Source organism: Microbacterium sp. SL75, assembly GCF_026625865.1.
GTDB lineage: Bacteria > Actinomycetota > Actinomycetes > Actinomycetales > Microbacteriaceae > Microbacterium.
In genome coordinates this window covers 1376560-1402107 of sequence record NZ_CP113067.1, presented here as the reverse complement: position 1 = coordinate 1402107, position 25548 = coordinate 1376560, and the positions used below count along the sequence as shown (strand labels likewise).

Sequence of the window (25548 nt, the reverse complement as noted above, 5' to 3'; positions counted from 1 at the left end):
CAGTAACAAAATGTTTACACGCAAAAATTTGCGCGTTCATGATTGCTCGGTGCTATAAACGGTGCAACGCCCCCGGTCGTCACCGAAGAGAGGAGGGGCCGATGACAGTTGCATCCGGTCCCACCCCTCGCCTTCTGACGGCGGGGCAGCTCTTTCTCGATCTGGTCTTCGCCGACCTCGCCTCAGCCCCGCGCCTCGGTGAGGAGCACTGGACACCGGCTTTCGGCTGGGGTCCCGGTGGCATCGCGAACTACGCGATCGCCGCCGCCCGTCTCGGCGTCGACACCATGCTCTGCGCCGACGCCGGCGCCGACCCGATGTCTCGACTCGTGCGCGACCGTCTGGCCGACGAGGGCATCATCGACGGCGTCCGCGCGCGCACCGATTGGAACCTGCCCGTCACCGCCGCGATGAACTACGACGGCGACCGCGCTCTGGTCACGGGCGGTCGTCCCGCCGCCCCCCTGGCATCCCTCCTGCAGGATGCCCCCGTCACTCCCGTGGCAGCCCTGCACATCGACGACTCGGTATCGGAGTGGGTACGTGAGCGCGCTACGGCCGGCACCAAAGTGTTCGCCGACATCGGCTGGGATGCCGACGAGCGGTGGGATGCCACGGCCCTCGACGTGCTCGACGGCTGCCACGCGTTCCTCCCGAACGAGGCCGAGGCCCGCGCCTACACCCGCGCCCACGACGCCCGCACGGCCGCCCGCGCCCTCGCCGAGCGCGTCCCCCTCGCCGTCGTCACCCGCGGCGGCCACGGTGCCATCGCCGTCGACGCGGCGGCGGGCGACGAGGTCGAGATCGACGCCGTCGCCATCGACTTCGTCGATGCCACGGGCGCCGGCGACGTCTTCGGTGGGGCCCTCGCCGCCGCCGAGCTCACGGCCTGGTCACTGCGCGAGCGCGTGGAGTTCGCCACGCTCGTCGCCGCCATCACCGTGTCGCGCCCGGGCGGCGCGGCCGCTGCTCCCCGACTCGACGAGCTGCTCCCCTGGCTCGACGCTCACCCGGCGGCCGCCGACCCGGCGCGCTTCGCCTTCCTTCGCGCCGCGCTGCACGACGGCGCATCGCCCTTCGACGCCCCGCCCTCACACCGCACCCGAATCAAGGAGTGACCCACCCATGATGACCCTCACCCCGCGCCACCGACGCGCGCTCGGCGCCGTCGCCGTCGCCGCCGTCGCCGCCGTGTCCCTCTCGGCCTGCTCTGGCGGCGCCGGCGGCTCGTCCGACGGCCCGATGACCCTCTGGACCTGGCCCGGCGGCCTCGGCGAGAGCGTCGTCGACTCGGCCAAGGCCCAGTTCCCCGACGCCAAGCTCGAGGTCACGACCATCGGCGACGACGTGAAGCAGAAGCTCGTGACCGTGTTCACCGGCCGCAGCGGCATCCCCTCGATCACCGGGATCAAGGGCGAGGACATGCCCTACTTCCTGCAGCAGGCCGACCTCTTCACCGATCTCAAGACGCTCGGTATCGACGACAAGCTCGCCGACTTCCCCGCTTGGAAGCTCGCCGAGGCCACGACTCCCGACGGCAAGCTCATCGGCCTGCCCACCGACATCGGTCCCACCGCGTTGTACTACCGCACCGACGTGCTTGCCGCGGCGGGCCTTCCCACCGACCCGGCCGCCGTCGCCGCCGCCACCAAGACCTGGGACGACTACTTCGCCTTCGGTAAGAAGCTCAAGGCCGCCACCGGCGCGTACCTCGAGGTCTCGATGGAAGACGTGTTCACGAAGGTCATGGGTCAGGGCGAGACGAAGATGGTCTCGCAGGACGGCGAGTTCCTCGGCGACAGTGCCCAGGTCAAGAAGGCCTGGGACACCGCGATCGAGGCGAACGAGCTCGGCCTGGTCGCCGGCATCCAGGACGGCAGCCCCGACTGGGCCGCCGCGGTCAACAACGGCTCGCTCCCGACCCTGCTCGGCGCCGCCTGGTACCAGGGCGACATGAAGAGCAACGCCCCCGACACCTCGGGCAAGTGGAATGTCACCGCGATGCCGGGCGGCCCGGCCAACATCGGCGGCTCGTTCCTGACCATTCCCGCCGCCACCGGCAACAAGGACGAAGCGATCAAGATCATCGACTACCTCCTCGACGCCGAGAACCAGGCCACCACGTACACCGAAGTGGGCAACTTCCCGTCCTCGACCGCGGCACTGAGCCAGCCTGCCCTGCAGCAGCCCGACCCGTTCTTCGGCGACCAGGTGACCACCGACGTCTTCAAGACGGCCTCCGAGAACATGCCGATCAGCTACACCAGCCCGATCGACAACGAGCTGCAGGCCCCCTTCATCACCGAGCTGACGAACGTGCAGTCGCAGGGCAAGGACCCGAAGCAGGCCTGGAACGACGCTCTGACCGCCGCCCAGCAGGTCTGGGAGCGCTCTAAGTGACATCCGCCACGCGCGTCATGACGGCCTCGGGGGTGCGCCCCAGCGCGCGCCCCCGAGGCCGGGGCCTGATCCGGCACTGGCCGATGTACGTGGCCATCGCCCCCTTCTTCCTGCTCTTCCTGGGCTTCGGCCTCTTCCCCACCGCCTACTCGCTCGTCCTGTCGTTCCAGGACTGGAACGGGCTGGGGGCTGCGAAGTGGACGGGCATCGACAACTACACCCGCCTTTTCACCGACCCCACGTTCTGGCTGTCGGTGCGCAACACCTTCGTCATCTTCGTCCTGTCGACGTTCCCGATGCTCATCATCGCGGTCGCCGTCGCCGCCATGCTGAACAACGCCGTGCGCTTCAGCACGGCCTTCCGCATCGCCTACTTCGTGCCGAACATCACCTCGGTCGTGGCGATGGCGGTGCTGTTCGGCTCGATCTTCGGCGAGAACTTCGGCCTCGCCAACTCCTTCCTGCACGCCCTCGGGCTTCCCGGGGTGCAATGGCTGTCGACGCCCTTCGGCATCCAGTTGACGATCTCGATCCTCATCACGTATCAGTGGACCGGGTACAACGCGATCATCTTCCTCGCCGGCATGCAGTCCATCGGGGGAGAGGTCTACGAGGCCGCCAAGCTCGACGGCGCCGGCCCCATCCGCAGCTTCTTCTCGATCACGCTGCCGCTTCTGCGCCCGACGATCATCTTCGTGCTCGTCGTCTCGACCGTGACCGGCATGCAGAGCTTCACCGAGGCCCAGGTGCTGACGGCCAGCTCGAGCACCACCAACCCGAACAGCGGCGGTGCGGGCCAGGGCGGTCTGACGATGGTCCTGTACTTCTACCAGCAGGCCTTCAGCTACAACCGCTTCGGGTATGGCGCCGCGATCGCGTGGGGCGTGTTCCTCATCGTCGTGATCTTCACCATCATCAGCTGGCGCTTCACCGCCGGCAAGAAGGAAGACAAGGCCCGCGCATGACCGTCACCACGCCTCCGCCCGCGACGATCACCGAGCACATCACGACCGCCGGCGTGCCGCTTCGCCGTCGTCGCAAGGTGACCCCGAGCCGTGTGCTCCTCTACGGCGTGCTCAGCGCCGGCGCGTTCATCTCGCTCTTCCCGCTGTACTGGCTCGTGGTCATGGCCAGCAACTCCACGAGCGACATCTACACCACGCCGCCGACGTTCGTCCCCGGGCCCCGCCTGTTCGACAACATCGGGGCGGTGTTCACCCGGATCGACTTCGCGGGCTCGCTCCTGAACACGGTGATCGTGGCATGCAGCGTGACGTTCCTCGTGCTGGTGTTCGACTCGCTCGCCGCCTTCGCGTTCGCCAAGTTCGAGTTTCCGCTGCGCCGCACGCTGTTCACGATCACGCTCGTGACGTTCATGCTGCCGATGCAGCTCGCCGTCATCCCGCAGTTCATCACCATGACCAACCTCGGCTGGGTCGGTCAGCTGCAGGCGCTGATCGTGCCCGCGGCCGCCAACGCGTTCGGCATCTTCTGGCTGCGCCAGTACATGGTGTCGTCGATCCCCGACGAGCTGATGGATGCCTCGGTGCTCGACGGCGCGGGCTTCTTCCGTCAGTGGTTCACCGTGTGCCTGCCGCTGATCCGCCCGGGCCTGGGCTTCCTCGGCATCTTCACGTTCATCGCCGCGTGGAACGATTACCTGTGGCCGCTCGTCGTGCTGACCAACCCCAACCAGGTGACGCTGCAGGTCGCGATGGCCCAGCTGAACACCGCGTTCGGCCAGGACTACGGCATGGTCATGGCGGGAGCCCTGCTCGCGGTGCTGCCACTGCTCATCGTGTTCCTCATCGGTGCCCGCCAGTTCATCGGCGACATCGCCAAGGGCGCGATCAAGTGAGCGTGACCCTTCGTCCCGACCTGGTCCCCGTCTCCCCGTCCACGCGCGTCGTCACGTGCGCGGCCGACGAGATCGGCGAGGTCGCGGCGGACGTCGTGGCGACCATCGCCTCCGACGGTGTGCTCGGCGTGGCCACCGGGTCGTCGCCGCTCGCGCTCTACGCCGCGCTCGTCCGTCGCCGCGCCGAGGGGCTCCGCACCGAGGGGTTGCGCCTGTTCGCCCTCGACGAGTACGTGGGGCTGAGCACCGACGACCCCCGCTCGTACGCCGCGTACGTGCGGTCCGTGATCGCCGAGCCGCTCGGCATCCCGGCCGAGAACGTGCGGGTGCCCCGCGGCTCGACCGACGCCGAAGGCGCTGCCTACGAGCGCGCGATCGCCGAGGCCGGCGGCGTCGACGTGCAGGTCGTGGGCATCGGCCGCAACGGCCACATCGGCTTCAACGAGCCGGGTTCGGATGCCGAGACCCGTACGCGCGTGGTCGAGCTCGACGAGAGCACGCGTCGCGCCAACGCCGAGCACTTCGACGGCGACCTCACCCAGGTGCCGACGCACGCTCTCACCCAGGGCGTCGCGACGATCCTCTCGGCGCGGCGTATCGTGCTCGTGGCCGCGGGCTCTGCGAAGGCCGCCGCCCTGCGATCCGCCCTCACCGGCCCCGTCACCGCCGACAACCCCGCCTCGTTCCTGCAACGGCATCCCGACGTCACCGTCGTGGCCGACCCCGACGCCCTCCGAGAAAACCGATGACCCACCTCGGCGACACCGCCCCCGGATCCGACAGCCGCCTGCCCCCGCGCGCCTGGCTGCGATCCGACGCCCCGGTCCAGAGCCTCGACGGCGACTGGGCCTTCCTGCTGCACGACGCCGACCCGGGCGACGACCTCGACGGTACGCCCCCGTTCGCGGCCGTCGACGCCGACGTCGCGGCGTGGGATCGCCTTCCCGTGCCCTCGCACTGGGGTCTGCACGGTCACGGCCACCCGACGTACACGAACATCCGGTACCCGTTCCCGCTCGATCCCCCGCACGTGCCCGACGCGAACCCCACGGGCGATCACCGCCGCACTTTCGAGTGGCATCCCTCGTTCTGCCCCGGCGGCCGCACCTTGCTGCGCTTCGAGGGCGTCGAGTCACTCGCGACCGTATGGGTGAACGGCACCGAGATCGGCTGGTTCACCGGCAGCCGGCTCATGACCGAGTTCGACGTGACCGACCATCTCGTCGACGGCGAGAACGTGCTCGCCGTCCGCGTGCACCAGTGGTCGGCCGCCAGCTACCTCGAAGACCAGGACCAGTGGTGGCTCCCCGGTATCTTCCGCAGCGTCTCGCTCCAGGGCCGGCCCGCGAACGGCCTCGACGACGTCTTCGTGCGCGGTGACCGCGACCCCGCCACCGGCGCCGGCATCCTCGACGTGCGCCCCCGCGGCGGCTGGCCCGTGAGCGTGCGGGTGCCCGAGCTCGGCGTCGATGAGACGTGGGCCTCGGAGGACGCGGTGGCCCCCCTCCCGATCCCCGCGGTCGACGCGTGGACGGCCGAGACCCCCCGCCTGTACGACGTCGAGGTGTCGACGGATGCCGAGACGGTGCGCCTGCGCGTCGGCTTCCGCCGCGTCGAGATCGTCGGCGACCGGCTGCTCGCCGACGGTCGCCCGCTGATCTTCCGCGGCGTGAACCGTCATGAGACCGACCCCGATCGCGGCCGCGTGTTCGACGAGGACTACGTGCGCGGCGAGCTCGCGCTCATGCGCCGGCACAACATCACCGCGATCCGCACCGCGCACCAGCCGCCGCACCCGCGCGTGCTGGAGCTGGCCGACGAGCTGGGCTTCTGGGTCGTGTTGGAGTGCGACCTCGAGACCCATGGCTTCTGGGACGTCGAGTGGACGGGCAACCCCGCCGACGACCCCGCCTGGCGCGCGGCGTGCCTCGACCGCGTGCGCCGCACCGTCGAGCGCGACAAGAACCACGCGAGCGTCGTGATGTGGTCGCTCGGCAACGAATCGGGCACCGGGCGCAACCTCGCCGAGATGGCCGGGTGGATCCGCGAGCGCGACGACTCGCGCCCCATCCACTACGAGGGCGACTACGGCGGGGCCTACACCGACGTGTACTCGCGCATGTATCCGACTCTGGAGGAGATCGCCTCGGTCTGCGGAGAGCAGACCATGCCCGTGCATGAGATCGGCCCCGCCGAGGGCGCCCGCCAGCGGGCGAAGCCCTTCGTGCTGTGTGAGTTCGCGCACGCCATGGGCAACGGCCCCGGTTCGCTCGCCGACTACGAGTCGCTCGTGGAGCTGTACCCGCGCCTGCACGGCGGGTTCGTGTGGGAGTGGCGCGACCACGGCATCCGCACCCGCACCGCCGACGGCGTCGAGTTCTTCGCCTACGGCGGGGACTTCGGCGAGCCCGTGCACGACGGCGTCTACCTGATGGACGGCCTCGTGCTCTCGGACGGCACGCCCTCTCCCGGCCTCGGCGAGCTCGCCGCGGTGTGGGCCCCGGTCACGCTCGAGCACCTCGGCGAGCGCTCCTGGCGCGTACGGAACCGGCAGCACACGCTCGGCACCGGGCACCTCGAGTTGCGGTGGCGCGTCGAGGACGACGGCATCCGGGTCGCCTCGGGCTCCCTCGACCTGCCGACGCTGGCCCCCGGCGCCGAGAGCATCATCGAAGTGCCCGAGATTCCAGATGCCACGACAGAGCGCTGGATGACCCTCGAGGTCGCGCTGCGCGAGGAATGCGCATGGGCCCCGGCGGGGCACGTCGTCTCGCGCGCGCAGGCGCAGATGCTTGCCGCTCCCCTGCGCCTGGCACAGGCGTCGACCGGCGGCTGGCGCGGCGACGCGCTCGGCGACGCGGTCTTCGACCGCCGCGGCGGCCTCGTGCGCTGGCGCGACCTGGAGGTGTCGGGGCCACTCCCCGAACTGTGGCGCGCCCCCACCGAGAACGACCAGCTCGACGGTCAGGGCTCGTACGAGACCGCCGACCCGGCGCTCACCGACGGTCGCGGCGATGAGAGCACCCCGGCGTCGTCGGTGCGGTGGCTCGAACGCGGCCTCGACCGTCTGCAGCATCGCGTGTTGTCGGTCGAGCGCACTGATCAGGGTCTCGTGCAGCGCGTGCGGTCGATGGCCGCGCATAGCGCGCAAGGCATCGAGACGACGTTCGCGTGGCGCCTCGACGGCGACGGGCTGCGGCTGCACACCGACATCCGCCCGTTCGGCCCGTGGGACTGCACCTGGCCGCGCGTCGGCGCACGCATCGGCCTGCCGGGCGCCCTCGCCGACGAGCGGGTGCGCTGGTTCGGCACGGGACCGACGGAGTCGTACAGCGATAGCGCCGAGGCCGCGTACGTCGGCCGCTTCGAGGCCGCCGTCGACGAGCTCGGCGTCGCGTACGGCCGCCCGCAGGAGACCGGGCACCGCCCCGGCCTGCGCGCGCTCGATCTCGGTCCCCTGCGCCTGCGCGCGGTCGCGTCGGGTTCGACCGGCCTGCCCGGGTTCCAGCTCGACCGCCACACCGCCCAGGAGCGCACCGGCGTCGCGCACGCGCACGAACTGCCGCCGTCGAGGGGGCTCTGGTTGTACCTCGACGCCGCCCAGCACGGTCTCGGCTCGCGGGCGTGCGGCCCCGATGTGCTGCCGCGCCACGCGCTGTGGCCGCGGGCGGTGTCGTGGACGGTGGTGTTCGAATAGCCCGACAGGGGCGCCGTGGTGCGCGTTTCTCGTCCCCGGCAGTGCACCAGCGGGTGGCCGACGGCATGCCGTCGGGGGTGACGACGACCGGTCGGGGCCCGGGCCACGCTCGACAGCGCAGCCCGGGCCGGTCGGCGTTACGCCGCGAGCGCCTTCGACAGGAAGGCGACGGCCTGAGCGATCGCCGCCTGCGCCGCATACGTGTCGTGCAGCGCGTTGACCATCACGAAGTCGTGCACGATGCCCTGGTAACGGACGGCGGTGGTGGGCACGCCCGCCTGACGGAGCTTGGCGGCATAAGCCTCGCCCTCGTCGCGGAGCACGTCGGCCTCGGCCGTGATGACGAGCGCCTGCGGAAGTCCCGCGAGCTGATCGAGCGTGGCACGCAGCGGCGACGCCGTGATCTGGGCGCGGTCGTCTTCGCTGGTCGTGTACTGATCCCAGAACCACTTCATGCCGTCGCGCGAGAGGAAGTAGCCCTCCGCGAAGCGGTGGTACGACTCGGTGTCGAAGGCCGCGTCGGTCACCGGGTAGAACAGCACCTGCGCGGCGAGGTCGACGCCGCCGCGCTCCTTCGCGAGCAGGGTGAGCGCCGCGGACATGTTGCCGCCCACCGAGTCGCCCGCGACGGCGATGCGCGCCGCGTCGAGGCCCTTCGACTCCCCTTCGGCGACGATCCACTGGGCGGTCGCCCACACCTGCTCGATCGCGTGGGGGTACCGCACCTCGGGCGAGCGGTCGTATTCGGGGAAGACGACTGCGGCTCCGGTTCCCACCGCGAGGTCGCGCACGAGACGATCGTGCGTGTGCGCGTCGCCGAAGACCCAGCCCGCGCCGTGGATGTAGATCACGACGGGCAGCACTCCGATCGCGCCCTTCGGGCGGACGATGCGGACTTTCACCGAGCCGCTCGGGCCACCCGGCACCTCGATCCACTCCTCGTCGATCTCGGGCTTGAAGATGGGGTCGTCCTGAACGCCGTCGACGGCGGCGCGTCCCTCGGCCGGCGGCAGCTGGTACAGGAAGGGCGGTTCGCTGGTGGCATCCACGAACTGCTGTGCGGCGGGTTCGAGGGCGATCTCGTGCGGGTTTCCGGACATGGTCGGGGCTCCTTCTTGACGACGGTTCTGCGAAGCGGGTGTGCGAGAACGATCGTTCTCACTCTCTGCTCCGACCGTAGAGAACGACCGTTCTCATGTCAAGTAGACTGCACACATGACCGAGACCCGCGACCGCATCGTCGATGCCGCCGACGCCCTGTACTACACACGCGGCATCGGCCAGGTGGGGATGGATAGCGTTCGAGACACCGCCGGGGTTTCCCTCCGAGCCCTTTACAAGGAGTTCCCCGCCAAAGACGACCTGATCGTCGCGGTCCTCGACAAACGCCACGGCATGTGGACCGACGGGGTGACCGACGCCGTCGAGCGCATCGACGACCCCCGCGAACGGCTGCTGGCCGTCTACGACTACCTCGCGCATTGGTTCGACGAGGCGGACTTCCGAGGCTGCGGCTTCATCAACGCCTTCGGCGAACTGGGAGCCGCCAACCCGGGCGTCGCCCGCGCGGTGCGCGCGCACAAGGCCGATTTTCAGCGCTATGTCGGGCAATTGGTCGAGGCGGCGGGCGCTCCGGCCTTCCTCGCACCCCAGCTCGCCATCCTCGCCGAGGGCGCCCAGACCACCGCCGCGATCGCTGGAACATCCGAGGCCGCCGGTGCCGCGCGCGCGGCCGCGTCGACGCTCATCGACGCCGCCTTCGCACACGGCGGCCGCTGACGACGGCGGCCGTCAGGTCGACGAGAACCCGTCCGGTGCGACCTTCCGCAGGTCTTCCCAGGTGTCGATGTCGCGCGTCAGCGCGGGGTCGGCCCGCACCGACTCCACCCTCAGCCCGCCCAGGAGCGCCCGCATGGACGCGTCGCGCCCGCCCTCCGAGACACCGGATGCCGCCGCCCGCAGCGCGGCCGTCCGGTACCGGCCGATGAGCCACTGGTGCCGACCGTCGTCGAGAAACGAGCCGTCCGCATTGTCGGGGACCGGACCGGAGAGAAGCGCCACCGCCGGACCGGCCGTCGGAAGATCGCAGGCGAGGACGAAGACCTCCTCGGCATCCACGTCACCGAGAGCGGCGACGATCGCGGCGACGGGGCCGCCGAACGGCGGATCTTCTCGCGTCCAGGTCACCTCGAGCGCATCGTCGAGAACCGGGGCGACGACGACGACGCGTCGAGCACCGGCCGCTCGGACCGCGTCCACCGCCGTATGCAGCAACGTCCGCCCGCCCACGCGCAGCATCGGCTTCGTCGCCCCGTCCAGTCGTGAAGCCCGTCCCCCGGCCAAGAGGATGGCGTCGACGCTCACCATCGCGTGACCGTGACCAGCTCGCCCGCGACGAGGTCGCGCTCGCTCGGCGGGATGACCGCGAGCCCGTCGGCATCACCGAGGCCGCGCGTTCCGTGCGCGGTCGGCATGGCCGTCCATCGCGCGGCGTCGGAGCGGTCGAGGCGCACCGGCACGTACTGCACACGGCCCGGCCGCGCCCGGCGCCCTCGGCGAGCGCGACACGCAGCGTCTCACGACCGAGATCGGCGTCGCCCTCGAGGGCGCGCAGTGCCGGGCGCACGAACAGCTCGAACGACACCGCGGCGCTCACGGGATTGCCGGGCAGACCGAACAGCAGCGTGCCCGAGGGGGTGCGTCCGAAGCCCTGGGGCTTTCCCGGCTGCATGCGCACGCGGTCGAAGCGCATGAGGTCGCCGAGGGTGTTCTTCACGACCTCGTACGCGCCGGCGCTCACTCCCCCCGAGAACACCACGATGTCGGCTCCGGCCGCCTCGGCGGCGGCGATGGCCTGACGCGGCCCGTCGCCCTCGTCACCGACGCTCGTGCGCAGGACGATCTCGGCACCCGATTCCTCGGCGAGGCCTGCCAGCAGCACGCTGTTCGACTCGGGGATCTGACCGCGGCGGAGCGGGTCGCCCGCGGGTCGCAACTCCGAGCCCGTCGACACGATCGCGATCTTCGGCGCACGCGAGACCGAGACCGTCCCCACTCCCGCGGCAGCGATCGCGCCGAGCCGGGCGGCGTTCAGGCGCACCCCCTCGGAGACGACCAGTTCCCCCGCCCGCACGTCCGAGCCGCGGCGACGGATGTGCGCCCCGGGCTCGCGCGGAGCGGCGAGCACCGTGACCGCGTCCAGCCCCCCGGCGAGCCCGCGCGCGGTGTCCTCGAACGGAACGACCGCCGTGGCGTCGGTCGGTACGGGCGCTCCCGTCATGATGCGCGCGGCCTCGCCGGCATCCAATCGCGGATCCAGCTCGGTGCCCGCGGGCAGATCGGCGACCACGCGCAGAGTGGCGGACACGGTGAGGTCGCGCACGGCGAATCCGTCCATCGCCGAGCTGTCGAAGCCGGGCACGTCGACGTTCGCGAACACGGGATGCCGCAGCACTCTGCCGCGGGCAGCGGCCACCGCCCGCGCTTCGGGCGCGAGCGGAACGACCTGCTCGAGAACCGCGACGAGGTGCTCGGCGACGTCGATCACGCGGCCGACCCGCAGAGGGAGAAAAGCATGCCCTCAGCGTAGGCGCGGGTCAGAGGTCGAAGCGGTGGGGGATCGCTTCGTCGCCGTCGCGGTAGGGCACGAATCCCATCGCGGCGTAGTACGCCAGCGCGGGTGCGTTGTCGGCACCGATGGTCGCGTCGATGTGGCGAAGACCCGCGGCTTCGGCGGCGGCGCGCGAACGGGCGAAGAGACTTCGGCCGATTCCGCTGCGCCCCACCTCGGGGTCGATGTGGGTGCCGATGATGCCCCATCCCTGCTCGACCCCGTAGGGGTTGCCGGGCCAGGCGCGCTTCAGGGACTGGAAGCCGACCACCGCCCCGTCGCGGTCGGCCACGGTGCAGGCGATCGAGTGCTCGGCGTCGAAGTACCGCTCCTCGACCAACGCCGCGTCGGACTCCCCCGACCGCAAGCCAGCGCGGTAGATCGCGTTCTGCACCTCGACCATCGCGTCGATGTCGGACGGGCGCGCCTCGCGGAACTCGATCATGCGGCCATCCTCTCAGCCCCCTCCGACACCGGCGGGCTCTGCAACCCCAGCCGGCGAGGGATCCCACCCGGATACCGTGGCCCCATGGACGAGGTGACGTACGACGAGGTCGGCGCGACCGCGGGCGACATGCCGCCGGGCTACCACCACGTTCGCGCGCGGCGCGTGATCGGCAGGGGCCCGGACGACTTCGCAGCGGCCGCCGACGCCCTGCTCGCCGGCGAAGCGCAGCGACGGGCGGGGGCCCGGGTCGAGGTGTCCGAGACGCCGATGCGGCTGGGCTCGCACGTGACGATGCGCCTGGGGCTCGGCATCCTGAGCGTGCGCATTCCGTGCCTGGTGGTCTGGGCCGAGCGGACCGAAACCACGGCGGGCTTCGCCTACGGCACGCTGCCGGGACATCCCGAACGGGGTGAGGAACGCTTCACCCTCACGCTCATGCCCTCCGGCGAGGTGGTTTTCGCCATCGCCGCGTTCTCGTCACCGGGGCGCTGGTTCACGCGCCTCGGCGCTCCGGTCGGTCGGCGGGTGCAGTCCTGGATGACGCAGCGCTACCTGCGCGCGCTCGACGCCCGCTGACCCCGCGCTCGGTCCGCCGTATACGCGCCGAAGGCCCCGCCGAAGCGGGGCCCGTGGCTCTCCGGCCGGGGTCAGGAGCGAGGACGCTCGCCGTCGGCGACCGACCGCACGCTGTCCGTCGCCGGGGTCTGCTCGCCGGCACGCACCTCGTCAGCGGCGACCGCGATGTCGATCGCGGCGTCTTCGAGAGCCTCGGCGACGACGTCGCTCACGTCCGTGCGATCTCCGACGGATGCGCCGGGACGCTCGGGCTCGAGGCCCTCGGTCACGCGATCCGCGGCGACGACGTCGGACTCCGCGTCGGCCGCGACGACGCGCTCGCGCGCTTGGCGGGCCGTCTCGCCCACGGCGGCCGCGGCTCCCGCGGCGACGTCCTTCGTCTGCGATACGGCGGCGTCGATGGTCTCGGAGGCACTGGCTGCGAGGTCCTTCGATTTCTCGCGTGCGGCGTCGACGGCCGCCGACGCGCGACCCGCGACATCCTTCGCCCTGGCCTTCGCGTCATCGACTGCTTCCGAAGTGCGGGCGGCGACGGCATCCGCCCGCTCTTCCGCTTCCTCGACGACGTCGCGATCGAACGGCCCGAAGACCCCGGTCACGACGACGTCGACGGCGATGGTGCCGCGACCGAGCGGCTCAAGGGCCGACTTCACCGCGGTGCGCACGGCACCTGCGACGTCTCGCAGTTTGTGCGGGTAGTCGATGACGAGCGAGATGGTCGCGGTGACCGAGTCGCCACGACCGGTGTCGATCTTCACCCCCGGAGCGGCGCTGGCGAGACCGACCCGCTCACGAACGGCATCCGAAGCTCGTCCGACCAGGCTGCCGAGCGAGTGAACCCCCGGAACCGCGCCTGCGGCGGTCGCCGCCAGGGTCGCCGCAGCATCCAGGTCGGGCGGGTCGATGGTCGCATCGATGGTGGTCATGACGGCTCCTCGTGGGGTGTCAATGAACGCGAGTGTTGTCGCGTGCGAGCCGAGCGCGAAGGCCCGAGTGGATGGAGATGTAGGCGCGCAGATTCTGGCCCGTGATCGCGGCCAGGTTCGTGACCAACGTGTCGACGTGCTCGGCGACCTCGCGCGGCGAGGTGTTCTGGCGCGGCGTCACGGCCACGTGCAGAACGGACTGCTTGCCGACCTCGCCAGCGGTGATGCGGGACGAGAGGATCTCGTCGCGTTCGCCCAGCGCGTTCTTCAGCGCTTCGGAGGCGAACCCATCGGTGACCGTGATGCGTCCCTCGTCGCTCGCGCTGCCGGTGGACTGCAACGGTGCGTGGCGGCGACCGCGCACGGCGGCCGAAGCGATCAGGACGAGCAGGATCACCAGCACCACGATCGCGGCGACGGCGCCCCAGCCCGCGGACTCACGGCCCAGCGACTCGAGCCAGCCCTGGAATCCGCCCATGACCGAGGTCCAGGTGCCCGTGCCGCCCGGGAGCAGCCCGACGGCGAGGGCGAGAGCGGCCAGGCCCAGCAGCACGACGGCGACCAGGAAGAGAAGGAAGCGGTTCAGACCGCGTCGCGTCGCGTTCATCGGGACTCCTCGGTGTCGGGTCGGTGCACGCGCAGGTGCGTGCGCACGGCGGGCGAGAGCTTGTACGAGGTGACTTCTTCGTCGACGATGCGCTGCAGTTGCGCCTCGTCGACCGGGATGCCGACCGGGGGACGAACCGTCACGTCGACGGAGCGGTGGGCGACGCCCACGACGATGTCCTCCCGGGCGATGCCCGACTCGTTGCTGAGGTGCTGGGCGAGGGCGGATGCCACGACGCCGTTGTCGACGACGACGGCACGTTCTCCCCATGACATCTCGTGGCGCGAGAGGCGGCCGGGCTTGAGCGCGAGGACGAGAACGATCAGGCCCACGACGGCGAGAACGACCCCGCCGACGATGAAGGCGACCGGCATGAGCGCGGTCGGTGCCGCGACGACGGCGTTCAGCGCTTCACCGGGGGCGACCAGCAGGGGCTGGGCACCGGAGAGGCTGAGGATGATCTCGACCGCGGCGTACGCGAGGGCGACGATCAACAGCGCGACCACGACGAGCATGGCGGTGGTGCGGGGCGAGTGGGTCTCGCGACGCACGACGGTGCGGAGCACGGTGTCAGTCATCACAGCACTCGCTTTCGCTGAGGGGTGGAGGCACCCGAGATGGTGAGGTCGACGCGCGAGATCTCGCGCCCGAACAGGTGGGCCAGACGCGAGCGCAGCTCGGTCTGGGCGACGCGCGCGGCCTCCAGCACCGGAGTCGCGGCGCGCACGGCCTCGGTGTCGTCGAGGCGGGGGACGGGGAACGGGGTCGTCACGCGCACCGCCGCGGTGTCGCGGGCCGAGACGATCTCGACGCGGACGCTCTTGGCATCCACTCCGACGATGTCGGCGGCGGCCCGCTCGGCCGTCTTCTGCAGTACGCGGTCCGAGATGGTCACCCGACCGGCGGGGAGGCCGGGGCCGGCAACCGCGGTACGGTTGCCGACCCCGGGGGAAGCGGTGACGGTGGTCACGATGTGCTCCGACCCTTGAAGGCGTTGACGATGTTGCCGAAGTCGAGTTCACCCGCCGTGATGCGAGCGACGACCACGCCGATCGCCATGAAGAGGGCGACGAGGATGAAGCCCCAGAAGCCGAAGATCAGAGCGCTGAGGGCCAGTACCAGGCCGGCGAGAGCGCCCTTGGTGGAGGCGCTCACTGGACGCGCTTTTCGTTGCTGTCGTCGTCGTTGTTGTCGTCGCCCGGGATGTGGACGTCGTTCACGTCGACGTTGACTTCGACGACCTCGAGGCCGACGAGGCGGGTGATGGCACCGGCGACGCGGGTACGGACCTGGTCGGCGACCTCCTGGATCGGGGCGCCGTACTCGACGACGATCGTGATGTCGGCGGCGGCCTGCGTCTCGCCCACCTCGACCTTGACGCCCTGCGTCAGGTCGGTGGCGTTGATCGCGTCACGGATGGCGCCGAGCGCGCGGGCTCCGCCGCCACCCAGGGCGTACACACCGGCGACCTCACGGGTCGCGATGCCGGCGACCTTGGCGACGACGCCCTCGGCGATCGAGGTCTTGCCCTCGACGGGAGTGTCCTGGCCGCGGCCGTTGAGCGGACGGTTCACGCGCGACGCCGACTGGGGGACGTTCTGCGCAGCGGGGGTGGTGGGGGCGTTCTCAGCCATGTCCGTGCCTTTCGAATGTCTGGACCCGGGTGTCCGGGGTGGGCGCTTCGGCCTACATGACTAAGACGTACCGGGTCGGGGAATCGTCACGTCGGACTTGAAAAAGTTCCGCGATTCTGTATTCGAGTGAATACGGATAGCCGGAAACCGCATGATTTCAAGGGTGTGCACGCTCTCATGGCAGCCGGGGGGGGTGGCATCCCTTCGACCGGTTGATTCGTCGCGAAAGAGCCCCCGCGGTGTCGGAGGCCCGGCGTACGCTCGACCCATGTCCCCCTCCAGCTCTCCGGTTCGGTCCTGACATGGGCCGCCTGACCGCCTCGCGTCGCGTGACGCGCCTCACGCTCGACGGCGTGAACAGACAGAGACCGGATGCCGTGGCCGTCGAGGAACCGCTCGAGATCCGTGTCGCCGGCACGCCCCTGTCGGTGACGATGCGCACGCCCGGGCACGACGTCGAGCTCGCGGCCGGTTTCCTCGTCTCGGAGGGCGTGATCAGCCGGGGCGAGGACTTCGCCCGCGCGATCCACTGCGGCGGGCCGGGCACCGGGGGCGCCGACGGCAACACCTACAACGTCCTCGATCTCACCCTCGCACCGGGTGTGGCCCTGCCTTCCCCCGACATCGCGCGCTCCTTCTATACGACGAGCTCGTGCGGGGTGTGCGGCACCGCCTCGATCGAGGCGGTCGAGAAAGTGTCGACGTACGACGTGTCCACCGACCCCTTGTCCGTCTCGGCACACGAGGTCGCCGCGTTCCCCGATCGCCTGCGCGAGCAGCAGAAGACCTTCGACAAGACCGGCGGCCTGCACGGTGCGGCCTTGTTCGAGGCGACCACCGGAGAGCTGCTGGTCGCCCGCGAAGACGTCGGTCGCCACAACGCCGTCGACAAAGTCGTGGGCTGGGCCGTACTCCACGATCGGCTCCCGTTGCGCGAAACGGTGCTGCAGGTCTCGGGCCGCGTCAGCTTCGAGCTCGTGCAGAAAGCCGTCATGGCCGGCATCCCGATGCTCTCCGCCGTCTCGGCGCCGTCGTCTCTCGCGATCGAACTCGCCGAGCGCGCCGGGCTGACCCTCGCCGCCTTCGTGCGCGGCAACAGTATGAACCTCTACACGCGCGCCGACCGTGTCCGTGTACCCGAGCCCGCGGCGTCCACAACCCCCTCCACCCAGAAGGTGGCGAGCGTACGCTGACGACCAGCGCTCGGTGTGTAGATGCCACCGACTCGGCGCCGAGATCCACGGAGGGTGAACATGGGTGAATCGTTCGGACTGATGACCGAGGAACCGCGCCAGGGCGGCCTCGGCCCGCGCATCGACGGCGAGTGGTCGAGCACCGGTCCCTACGAGCACCCCGCGGCCGGCTGGGGCGCGGCGCTGACCGTCGGCAAGGTGCTGTTCGAACAGCGCCAGCCGGTCGCCGGCACCAAGGCCATGTTCACCATGAACCACCCCAAGAGCGGCTTCGACTGCCCCGGGTGCGCGTGGCCCGACGACAAGGGCGTCACTCTCGACATCTGCGAGAACGGCATCAAGCACGTCACGTGGGAGATGACCCATAAGCGCGTCGGCAAGGAGTTCTTCGCCGAGCACTCGGTGAGCGAGCTGTCGCAGTGGAGCGACTTCGAGCTCGAGGACGCCGGTCGCCTCGTCGGCCCCATGGTCTACGACGCCGAGACCGACCACTATGTGCCCATCTCGTGGAACGACGCGTTCCGCATGATCGCCCACGAGATCACCGCACTGGACTCCCCCGACCAGGCCGCGTTCTACACCTCCGGCCGCCTGAGCAACGAGGCGTCCTTCCTCTACCAGCTGTTCGCGCGCGAACTGGGCACGAACAACCTCCCCGACTGCTCGAACATGTGCCACGAGGGGTCTGGCCGCGGGCTCACGGCATCCCTCGCCACGGGCAAGGGCACCGCCGACCTCGAGGACTGGGAGAACGCTGACGCACTGTTCATCCTCGGCGTGAACGCCGCCTCGAACGCCCCGCGCATGCTCACGAGCCTCGCCGAGGCGATCGACCGCGGCGCGCAGATCGTGCACGTCAATCCGCTGCGCGAGGTCGCCGGCACCCGCACGATCGTTCCGCACGAGATCGTCGACATGGCGACGTTCCACAGCACACCGACCAGCACGATGAACCTTCAGGTGCGCCCGGGCGGCGACCTCGCGCTGATCCGCGGCATGGCCAAGGTCGTGTTCGAGGCGTCCGAGACCGACCCCACCGCCCTCGACCAGGCGTTCCTCGATCAGTACACGACCGGGCTCGATGCCTACCGCGCACTCGTCGAGGCGACGAGCTGGGACGAACTGGTCGAGCAGGCCGGTCTGACGGAGGCCGAGATCCGCGCAGCCGCCGACGTCTACCTCGCCTCGAGGGCCTGTGTCATCAGCTGGTGCCTGGGCGTGAGCCAACACCAGCACGGCGTCGACACCGTGCGCGAGATCGTCAACCTCCTCCTGCTGCGCGGCAACGTCGGCCGCAAGGGCACCGGTCCCTCCCCCGTGCGCGGCCACAGCAATGTGCAGGGCAACCGCACGTGCGGCATCAACCACAAGCCCACCGAGGACTGGCTCGCCAAGCTCGACGAGGTGTGCGGCATCACCTCACCCCGCGAGCCCGGCCTCGACACGGTGCACACGGTGGCGGCTCTGCACCGCGGCGACCTCAAGGTCTTCCTCGGCATGGGCGGCAACTTCGTCCGCGCCGCTCCCGACACCACGCTCACCGCCGAGGGCATGAGTCGGTGCGAGTTGACCGCGCACGTGAGCACCAAGCTCAACCGCAGCCACCTCACGCACGGCAAGAAGGCGCTGATCCTCCCGTGCCTCGGCCGCACCGAGCGCGACGAGCAAGAGACGGGGCCCCAGTCGATCTCGACCGAAGACGCCATGAGCTCCGTCATGCTCTCGCTCGGGTCCCGCAAGCCCGCGTCGCCGCACCTGCTGAGTGAGCCCGAGATCATCGCGCGCATCGCGCGAGCGACCATGCCCGATTCGGCGACGCCGTGGGAGTGGTACGTCGGCGACTACGACCGCATCCGCGACACGATGGCCAAAGTCCTGCCCGGGTTCGAGGGGTTCAACGAGCTCGTGCGCCAGCACTACGGCTTCCGAATCCCCCAGCCGGCTCGCGAGCGCGACTTCCAGACGCCGTCCGGCAAGGCGGAGTTCTCGGATGCCGAGCTGCCCAATGTCATCCCCGAAGAGGCCGATGTGCTGGTGCTGCAGACCATGCGCTCGCACGACCAGTGGAACACCACCATCTACTCGGCCGACGATCGCTACCGGGGCGTCCGCAACATCCGTGAACTGGTGTTCATGAACCGACGCGACATGAAGGAGCGCGGCATCGCCGAGGGCGACCTCGTCGACATCGTCGCCACCTCTCGCGACGGCTCGGTCCGCAGTGTGACGGCGTTCCGCGCGCTGGAGTACGACACCCCGCGCGGCAGCGCCGCCGGGTACTTCCCCGAGTTGAACGTGCTGCTCGGCCCGGACGACTACAGCCGTCAGAGCGACCAGCCGCTGATGAAAGACATCCGGGTGCGGATCGCGAAGACCGGAGGCTGACGCGGGGTTCGCTCGACAGAATCGGAGCGGTGCCCGAGAGTCATCCGGTTTCGGCAGTGGCCTACGACGCAGACGCGTCGATCCGCTACCGGGACCACCGGGTCGCGGGCCCGCAGCGACGACTCAGAGGTCGAGTTGCCAGAGGGCTTGCGTCGTCGTGACGCGCAGTGCGTCGGCAGGGTCGGTGAGGGCGTGCTCGGCGCCGACGACCTCGCTCATCGAGAAGACCCGCGAGCCGGCGGCATCCGCGGCGACGACCCCCGCGATGACGATGGCCGGCACCCGGTGGCGCGCGGCGACCGAGAGCACGTGCCCCGGCCCCTTGCCTGCGATGCTCGTCGCGTCGAACGTGCCCTCCCCGGTGAGGGCGAGATCCGACTCGGCGAGCGCTTCGCTCAGCTCGAGCGCCTGCGCGACGTAGGCCGCACCGTCGACGACCTCTGCACCGGCCGCGAGCAGAGCACCCGACAGACCACCGGCGGCCCCCGACCTCGGCACGATCGAAACGTCCAGTCCGAAGCGCTCGGCCCAGTCCGCGGCATCCGCCCGCAATCGCTCCGTCAGGCGCTCGACGAGTGCCGCGTCGGCGCCCTTCTGCGGACCGAACACCTTGGCCGCGTGGACGAACGTCGTGGTCGTGTCGGTGAGCACCGTCACCTGCCCGGGAGCGAACGGCACGTGGTCGCCCAGCGCCTCGATCGCGCCGCGGCCGCCGTCGGTCGCGGCGACACCGCCGGTCCCCACCACGATCCGAATCGACCCCGAGTCGAGGGCGAGCCTGATGAGCTCGCCGACGCCCCGTGTCGTCGCGCCCCAGGAGTCGTTGGCCTCCGCTCCCCCGGCGAGGACGAGCCCGGATGCCGCCGCCGACTCGATCACGGCGGCTCGGCCGTCGAGCCGCCAGGCGGCACGCACGGGTTCGCCGAGCGGTCCGGTCACCTTGTCGGAGACGTTCGCCCCGCCCAGGGCGTCGAGAGTGCCGTCTCCGCCGTCGGCCATCGGCACGATCGCGATCTCGGCGCCGGGCCACCGCTCGCGCACGGCCAGGGCCATGGCATCCGCCGCCTCACGCGCAGTCAGCGTGCCCTTGAACTTGTCGGGGGCGATGACGATGCGCATGGTCTTTCCTCCGCTGACTGCGGACGGTGCAGCCCCGTCTATCTTGCCCGAGCCACCTCCACACCTCGGCGATCCGCACATCCTCAGCCCGAATGCGGGGAACCCGGCTGACTTTCCGCGGATCGCTGAGGTTATGCCCCCGGCTGCCGTCGACCCCGGGCATGTCGGTGGACCCAACTAGACTGACTCCCGTCCGGCCCCTGCGATCTTGGAGCTCAGCCGCGTGACCACCCCGAACCCCGCCGCCCGTACCGCCCTCGCCGATACGGTTGAGAACGCGATCGCCACGCCCGAGAAAGAGCAGCCGTACGGCGCCCTCGGCCTCAAGAGCGACGAGTACGCCCAGATCCGCGAGATCCTGGGCCGTCGCCCCACGAGCGGTGAGCTGGCGATGTACTCGGTCATGTGGAGCGAGCACTGCTCCTACAAGTCGAGCAAGATCTATCTCCGTCAGTTCGGCCAGAAGGTCAGCGACGAGATGAAGACGCGCCTCATGGTCGGCATGGGCCAGAACGCCGGCGTGGTCGACGTGGGTGACGGCTGGGCGGTCACCTTCAAGGTCGAGTCGCACAACCACCCCAGCTACATCGAACCCTTCCAGGGTGCGGCCACCGGCGTGGGCGGCATCGTCCGCGACATCATCTCGATGGGCGCGCGCCCCGTCGCCGTCATGGACCAGCTGCGCTTCGGCGCCATCGACCACCCCGACACCCCGCGCGTCGTGCACGGCGTGACCAGCGGTATCTCGTTCTACGGCAACTGCCTCGGCCTGCCCAACATCGGCGGCGAGACGGTGTTCGACGCCGTCTACCAGGGCAACCCGCTCGTCAACGCCCTCGCGGTCGGCGTCATGCGCCACGAAGACATCAAGCTCGCCAACGCCACCGGCGTCGGCAACAAGGTCGTGCTGTTCGGTGCCCGCACCGGCGGCGACGGCATCGGCGGCGCCAGCATCCTGGCATCCGACACCTTTGCCGACGGCGGACCCACCAAGCGTCCCGCGGTGCAGGTGGGCGACCCGTTCGCCGAGAAGGTGCTCATCGAGTGCTGCCTCGAGCTCTACCGCGACGACCTGGTCGAGGCCATTCAAGACCTCGGTGCCGCGGGCATCTCGTGCGCGACGAGCGAGCTGGCCGCCAACGGCGACAGCGGCATGAAGGTCGAACTCTCGAAGGTGCTGCTGCGCGACCCCTCGCTGACTCCCGAAGAGATCCTCATGTCGGAGTCGCAGGAGCGCATGATGGCGATCGTCGCGCCTGAGAAGCTCGACGCGTTCCTCGCCGTCGTCGGCAAGTGGGACGTCGAGACCAGTGTTCTCGGCGAGGTCACCGGCGACGGCCGCCTCGTCATCGACTGGTACGGCGAGCGCATCGTCGACGTCGACCCCTCGACCGTCGCGGTCGATGGCCCCGTCTACGAGCGCCCGGTCGCCTACCCCACCTGGATCGACGCCCTGCAGGCAGATTCCGCCGCGAAGCTCTCACGGGCGACGGATGCCGAGACCCTTCGCGACCAGTTCACGACCTTGGTGGCGAGCCCCAACCTCGCCGACACCTCGTGGATCACAAACCAGTACGACTACTACGTGCTGGGCAACACGGCGCTGAGCTTCCCCGACGACGCCGGCATGATCCGCGTCGACGAAGAGACCGGCCTCGGCTTCGCGATCGCCACCGACTGCAACGGCCGCTACAACCAGCTCGATCCGTACAACGGTGCGAAGCTGGCGCTGGCCGAGGCGTACCGCAACGTCGCCGTCACGGGAGCTGTGCCCACCGCCGTCACCGACTGCCTCAACTTCGGCAGCCCCGAGAACCCCGAGGTCATGTGGCAGTTCAGCCAGGCCGTCGAGGGTCTGAGCGACGGCTGCCTCGAGCTCGGCATCCCGGTCACGGGCGGCAACGTCTCGTTCTACAACCAGACCGGTGACCAGCCCATCCACCCGACCCCCGTGGTCGGCGTCCTCGGCATCATCGACGACGTCGCCGCGCGCATCCCGAGCGGCTGGCAGGACGCCGGCGAGAACCTCTACCTGCTGGGTGTCACCGCCGATGAGCTCGACGGTTCGCAGTGGGCCGGCACGATCCACGACCACCTCGGCGGACGCCCGCCGAAGGTCGATCTGGCACAGGAGCGCAAGCTCGCCGAACTGCTGCAGGCAGCGGGCTCCCAGTCGCTCGTCTCCAGCGCACACGACCTGTCTTCGGGCGGCCTCGCGCAGGCCCTCGCCGAGGGCGTCATGCGCTTCGGCGTCGGCGCACGCGTGTGGCTCACCGAGCTCATGGAACGTGACGGCGTGGATGCCACCGCAGCCCTGTTCAGCGAGTCGACCGGCCGCGTGCTGGTCAGCGTCCCACGCGAGGAAGACGTGAAGTTCCGGGGCCTGTGCGACGGCCGCGGCTACCCGGTGCTGCGCATCGGCGTGACCGACGTCGAGCCGGGCACCGAGGCGACCCTGGAGATCCAGGACGTCTTCACCGTCCCCGTGTCGGAGCTGCGCCGCCTGTCGACCGAGACGCTGCCCGCCGTCTTCGGCCCGACCGTCTCGGAGCCGGTGGCCTGAGGCCTCCCGCCCCCGCCCCGGCACCTCGAGAGGAGACGCGCGATGACCGATGACGACGACGACATGACCGTGTTCAGCGACCAGCGTCAGAAGCGCGTCAAGATCACCGCGTGGATCGTGATCGGCGCGCTGATCCTCACCGGCGGCGGTGCGACGGTGATCTCGCTCATCCTCGGCTGAGGCCGTACCGCCCCCGCGCGAGGTGCCTTTGGTGGGGCCTGGAGCGATCCCGGGCGATACGAAACGACTCTCACCCGTCGGCGAGCTGGGCCTCGCGCTGCGCATTCCGGCACGACGCCCAGCCCGCTGTCGGAGGCCCGGCATAGCATGGGCACTGTGGAACCGCTGATGGCCCTTCTGGTCGACTGGTGGTGGATCGGCCCCGCGGCGGCCGGTGCGGGCACCGTCGGCTGGCTCGGCGTGCGTCGTTCCCGCCGTCATGCGCTTGCCTCGGGGTCGACGACCACGACCGACCGGGCGGTCCGCGCCTGGTCCACGCGCCCCCTCGGCAAGACCGCCGCGCGCCGCCTCGAACTCGACGCCGCCGTGCTCGACCTCCAGGTCGCGCGCCACGCCGTCACCCGGGGTCGCGTCGACGTGAAGGTCGCCGACGCCGAGGTCGTTCGCGCCCAGGCCGAGCGGGCGGCATCCCGGGCCTCCGCCGATGCTGTCTCTGCGGCCCGCGGCCGCCTGACCGATGCGCAGCGCGACCTGCGGGCCGCGTTGGCCGAGGTGCGCGCCCGTCGCGCCGGTGTGAAAGCCGCGAAGGCGATGCTCCCGGCGATCCGCTCGGGCAGTGCCCCGCTTCCCGTCGCTCGTCTGCTGGCCGAACACGACGCGATCCTCGCTCGATGGATGGCGTACGAGACCGACCCCGGCCTCGCCATCGACTACCCGCAGATGAGCGACTCCCGCTCTCCCCTGCTCGCCGATTTTCTGCGCGCGCACGAGAAGGCGCAGTGGCTGCGTCCCGCCTCGGTCCAGACGCGTCTCGAGCCGGCCGACTTCCTCGCCTACCGCGACGCCGTGCGCCGCACGGCTCACGCTTTCGACCGCGCCGAGCGCGCCGCCCGCCGTGGTGACCGCGAGCAGCCGAACGCCGAGGGGAACGACGCGTGGAGCCGCGTGGCATCCGATCTGGCTGAGACGGCCCAGCGCGCCCTCGCCCGCTCGATGGAGTCGATGGGTCGCGCGGCCGCCCGCAATTGGAACGAGCGCGGCGCCAGACGCGCGCAGAAGAAGGCACCGGATGCCGGTGGCCCTGCGCCGCGGAACGGCCCGGTGTGGCCGCCTCCCGCACGTGATCGGCCGCCGACGCCCCCTTCCTGAGAACCGCTGGGACGACGGGCGTAGCATGACGCTGTGACGGAGCTGTTGAACTTCCTCGGCCACTATTGGTGGCTGGCCTTCCCCGTGTTCGGGATGACGATGGGAGCCGTCAATGCGCGCGTGAAACACCGCGAAGTCACCGCTCGACGCCGCCACCGCGAGCAGCTCGAACTCATCCGCGCACAGGGCGGCTCAGCCGCCCCCGCGCCCACGGGCAGCGTCGCTCTCCCGGCGCCCTCCGACGGACAGCAGCGTGTCGTCGCGGCGCAGGACGCCGTCACTCACCGCTGGCTCGAGTACGAGCTCGACGCGACGAAGCTCATCAGCTACCCCGCGATGAGCGACGGTCGCCAGCCGCTGACGGCCGCGTTCCTGCGCGCCAAGAAGGTCGCCGACAAACTTCGTCCGACTGAGGGCGAGACCCTCTCGGCAGCACAGCTGCGCGAGTACCGCGACGCCGTCACCGACTACGAGGTGGCTTTCGACGTGGCCGAGCGCGACGCGCGCCGCGTGAAGGACGCCGCCTTCACCCCCGACGAGCGCAAACGCCTCGATACCGCCAAGCAGCTGCTCACGGTCGCCACCGACCAGGCCGCCACGCCCAACGAACGCCAGCTCGCCTACAAGCGCGTCCGCGAGGAGCTCGACGGGCTGATCCTTCTGTCCGACGAGGCCGTGGACGTACTCGAGAAGAAGGTCGCCCTCGAACTCCCGCGCGGAGCGACCGCGCCCCCGGCGGCGACAGCGCCCGGCTCCGCAGGCTGATCGCCCCGCAGAATCGGATGCCGCGCCCGCTGGCATCCGATTCCGGTGGAGATTCCCTCCTCCACGACGCTCAGAGCACCCGTCTCCGCGTGCTCGGGCCAGACCGTCGCACGAGCCCCACCCGGAGCACAGACGCCGTCAGCGTGCGCGACGGATCCGCACCGGACCCCGCGCCGTGGTCACGTCGACGACCTCACCCCGCTGCGTCACCTCGACCTCGCCGAGCCCCACCAACTCACGCGCCGCATCGCGTGCGGGCTGCATGAGGTCGCGCCAGTCGTCGCCGCCGACCGCGCGGGCGGCCTCCGACGGGCAGATCGTCTTGCTAGCGTCGCGCGCCGCGAGCAGTTCGCGGATGGATGCCACGAGCCGAGGATCTGCACCAGATGACGGGGCCATCTGTCCAGTGTCCCTCCGCGCCGGGGCGGCAGGGCCAGA

At 70.5% G+C, this 25548-nt stretch carries 26 protein-coding genes and 1 pseudogene; 14 read left to right on the top strand and 13 right to left on the bottom strand.

The genetic code is table 11. The annotated features are described in order from the left end of the window. The first annotated feature begins 101 nt into the window (after nt 1-101). From OVA17_RS06475 to OVA17_RS06450, 6 genes are read left to right on the top strand one after another with little or no spacing between them, the layout of a single operon-like run. On the top strand, nt 102-1118 hold the full coding sequence (locus OVA17_RS06475) for a carbohydrate kinase family protein (RefSeq protein WP_267788963.1): 1017 nt from the start codon (nt 102-104) through the stop codon (nt 1116-1118). Between the two features lie 7 nt (nt 1119-1125). After that, nucleotides 1126-2400 carry an extracellular solute-binding protein gene (locus tag OVA17_RS06470; protein WP_267788962.1) on the top strand — a complete coding sequence of 425 codons (1275 nt, stop codon included), beginning with the start codon at nt 1126-1128 and terminating at the stop codon, nt 2398-2400. After that, nucleotides 2397-3365: a carbohydrate ABC transporter permease gene (locus tag OVA17_RS06465; protein WP_267788961.1), complete on the top strand. Its 969-nt coding sequence runs from the start codon at nt 2397-2399 to the stop codon at nt 3363-3365. Before OVA17_RS06470 ends, OVA17_RS06465 begins: the two co-directional genes overlap by 4 nt. Further along, nucleotides 3362-4258: a carbohydrate ABC transporter permease gene (locus OVA17_RS06460; RefSeq protein WP_210075749.1), complete on the top strand. Its 897-nt coding sequence runs from the start codon at nt 3362-3364 to the stop codon at nt 4256-4258. Before OVA17_RS06465 ends, OVA17_RS06460 begins: the two co-directional genes overlap by 4 nt. Nucleotides 4259-4260: 2 nt before the next feature. Further along, nucleotides 4261-5007: a glucosamine-6-phosphate deaminase gene (locus OVA17_RS06455; protein WP_267788959.1), complete on the top strand. Its 747-nt coding sequence runs from the start codon at nt 4261-4263 to the stop codon at nt 5005-5007. Then, a complete protein-coding gene (locus tag OVA17_RS06450; protein WP_267788958.1) occupies nt 5004-7955 on the top strand; it encodes a glycoside hydrolase family 2 TIM barrel-domain containing protein in 2952 nt (983 codons plus the stop codon). The genes OVA17_RS06455 and OVA17_RS06450 overlap by 4 nt, the downstream gene beginning before the upstream one ends. 137 nt (nt 7956-8092) lie before the next feature. Here OVA17_RS06450 and OVA17_RS06445 read toward each other — a convergent pair whose 3' ends face one another. Further along, nucleotides 8093-9055, bottom strand: coding sequence for an alpha/beta hydrolase (locus tag OVA17_RS06445; RefSeq protein ID WP_267788957.1), 963 nt, complete (start codon nt 9053-9055; stop codon nt 8093-8095). Nucleotides 9056-9170: 115 nt separating this feature from the next. Between OVA17_RS06445 and OVA17_RS06440 the strand changes: the two genes are divergently transcribed. Then, nucleotides 9171-9734, top strand: a complete 564-nt coding sequence (locus tag OVA17_RS06440; RefSeq protein ID WP_267788956.1) for a TetR/AcrR family transcriptional regulator — start codon at nt 9171-9173, stop codon at nt 9732-9734. Nucleotides 9735-9746: 12 nt separating this feature from the next. On the opposite strand, the gene mobA is transcribed toward OVA17_RS06440, so the two are convergent. The 4 genes and pseudogenes from mobA to OVA17_RS06420 form a co-directional block, all read right to left on the bottom strand. Continuing rightward, the gene (gene mobA, locus OVA17_RS06435; RefSeq protein WP_267788954.1) at nt 9747-10253 is read right to left on the bottom strand and encodes a molybdenum cofactor guanylyltransferase; all 507 of its coding nucleotides are present in this window, start codon (nt 10251-10253) and stop codon (nt 9747-9749) included. 62 nt (nt 10254-10315) lie between these two features. Continuing rightward, a complete protein-coding gene (locus tag OVA17_RS06430) occupies nt 10316-10468 on the bottom strand; it encodes a hypothetical protein (protein ID WP_267789362.1) in 153 nt (50 codons plus the stop codon). A gap of 92 nt (nt 10469-10560) precedes the next feature. Continuing rightward, a pseudogene (gene glp / locus OVA17_RS06425) lies at nt 10561-11502 on the bottom strand (gephyrin-like molybdotransferase Glp); the annotation flags it as partial. Between the two features lie 49 nt (nt 11503-11551). Continuing rightward, nucleotides 11552-12010 (bottom strand): GNAT family N-acetyltransferase, encoded by a 459-nt coding sequence (locus tag OVA17_RS06420; protein ID WP_267788952.1) that lies wholly within the window; start codon nt 12008-12010, stop codon nt 11552-11554. Nucleotides 12011-12094: 84 nt separating this feature from the next. Here OVA17_RS06420 and OVA17_RS06415 point away from each other — a divergent pair, with 84 nt between their 5' ends. After that, on the top strand, nt 12095-12589 hold the full coding sequence (locus OVA17_RS06415) for a DUF1990 family protein (protein ID WP_267788951.1): 495 nt from the start codon (nt 12095-12097) through the stop codon (nt 12587-12589). A gap of 71 nt (nt 12590-12660) precedes the next feature. On the opposite strand, the gene OVA17_RS06410 is transcribed toward OVA17_RS06415, so the two are convergent. Genes OVA17_RS06410 through OVA17_RS06385 form a run of 6 tightly spaced genes read right to left on the bottom strand, consistent with a single transcriptional unit; the run spans nt 12661 to nt 15756 of the window. Next, nucleotides 12661-13515, bottom strand: a complete 855-nt coding sequence (locus OVA17_RS06410; RefSeq protein WP_267788949.1) for an Asp23/Gls24 family envelope stress response protein — start codon at nt 13513-13515, stop codon at nt 12661-12663. A 19-nt stretch (nt 13516-13534) separates the two neighbouring features. Further along, a complete protein-coding gene (locus OVA17_RS06405; protein ID WP_267788947.1) occupies nt 13535-14122 on the bottom strand; it encodes a hypothetical protein in 588 nt (195 codons plus the stop codon). Beyond that, nucleotides 14119-14700 carry a DUF6286 domain-containing protein gene (locus OVA17_RS06400; RefSeq protein ID WP_267788946.1) on the bottom strand — a complete coding sequence of 194 codons (582 nt, stop codon included), beginning with the start codon at nt 14698-14700 and terminating at the stop codon, nt 14119-14121. Before OVA17_RS06400 ends, OVA17_RS06405 begins: the two co-directional genes overlap by 4 nt. Then, nucleotides 14700-15092, bottom strand: coding sequence for a hypothetical protein (locus OVA17_RS06395; RefSeq protein WP_267788945.1), 393 nt, complete (start codon nt 15090-15092; stop codon nt 14700-14702). Before OVA17_RS06395 ends, OVA17_RS06400 begins: the two co-directional genes overlap by 1 nt. Continuing rightward, the gene (locus OVA17_RS06390) at nt 15089-15277 is read right to left on the bottom strand and encodes a DUF2273 domain-containing protein (RefSeq protein WP_103207258.1); all 189 of its coding nucleotides are present in this window, start codon (nt 15275-15277) and stop codon (nt 15089-15091) included. Before OVA17_RS06390 ends, OVA17_RS06395 begins: the two co-directional genes overlap by 4 nt. Continuing rightward, entirely contained in the window at nt 15274-15756 is a 483-nt protein-coding gene (locus OVA17_RS06385; RefSeq protein ID WP_267788943.1) for an Asp23/Gls24 family envelope stress response protein, read from the bottom strand. The genes OVA17_RS06390 and OVA17_RS06385 overlap by 4 nt, the downstream gene beginning before the upstream one ends. Nucleotides 15757-16058: 302 nt before the next feature. Here OVA17_RS06385 and fdhD point away from each other — a divergent pair, with 302 nt between their 5' ends. Together fdhD and OVA17_RS06375 are read left to right on the top strand one after the other, a co-directional pair. Next, nucleotides 16059-16949, top strand: a complete 891-nt coding sequence (gene fdhD, locus OVA17_RS06380; RefSeq protein WP_267788942.1) for a formate dehydrogenase accessory sulfurtransferase FdhD — start codon at nt 16059-16061, stop codon at nt 16947-16949. A 60-nt stretch (nt 16950-17009) separates the two neighbouring features. Then, the gene (locus OVA17_RS06375) at nt 17010-19334 is read left to right on the top strand and encodes an FdhF/YdeP family oxidoreductase (RefSeq protein ID WP_267788940.1); all 2325 of its coding nucleotides are present in this window, start codon (nt 17010-17012) and stop codon (nt 19332-19334) included. 123 nt (nt 19335-19457) lie between these two features. Here the strand turns inward: OVA17_RS06375 and OVA17_RS06370 are convergent, their stop codons facing one another. Beyond that, the gene (locus OVA17_RS06370) at nt 19458-20453 is read right to left on the bottom strand and encodes a glycerate kinase (RefSeq protein WP_267788938.1); all 996 of its coding nucleotides are present in this window, start codon (nt 20451-20453) and stop codon (nt 19458-19460) included. A 223-nt stretch (nt 20454-20676) separates the two neighbouring features. Here OVA17_RS06370 and purL point away from each other — a divergent pair, with 223 nt between their 5' ends. From purL to OVA17_RS06350, 4 genes are all read left to right on the top strand, one after another. After that, nucleotides 20677-23016: a phosphoribosylformylglycinamidine synthase subunit PurL gene (gene purL, locus OVA17_RS06365; RefSeq protein WP_267788936.1), complete on the top strand. Its 2340-nt coding sequence runs from the start codon at nt 20677-20679 to the stop codon at nt 23014-23016. Between the two features lie 42 nt (nt 23017-23058). Then, nucleotides 23059-23196: a hypothetical protein gene (locus OVA17_RS06360; protein WP_210075712.1), complete on the top strand. Its 138-nt coding sequence runs from the start codon at nt 23059-23061 to the stop codon at nt 23194-23196. A 156-nt stretch (nt 23197-23352) separates the two neighbouring features. Next, on the top strand, nt 23353-24345 hold the full coding sequence (locus OVA17_RS06355; protein ID WP_267788934.1) for a hypothetical protein: 993 nt from the start codon (nt 23353-23355) through the stop codon (nt 24343-24345). Nucleotides 24346-24378: 33 nt separating this feature from the next. Continuing rightward, the gene (locus OVA17_RS06350) at nt 24379-25110 is read left to right on the top strand and encodes a hypothetical protein (RefSeq protein WP_267788932.1); all 732 of its coding nucleotides are present in this window, start codon (nt 24379-24381) and stop codon (nt 25108-25110) included. Nucleotides 25111-25248: 138 nt separating this feature from the next. Here OVA17_RS06350 and OVA17_RS06345 read toward each other — a convergent pair whose 3' ends face one another. Next, nucleotides 25249-25509, bottom strand: a complete 261-nt coding sequence (locus OVA17_RS06345; protein ID WP_267788931.1) for a DUF3253 domain-containing protein — start codon at nt 25507-25509, stop codon at nt 25249-25251. Between the last annotated feature and the right edge of the window lie 39 nt (nt 25510-25548).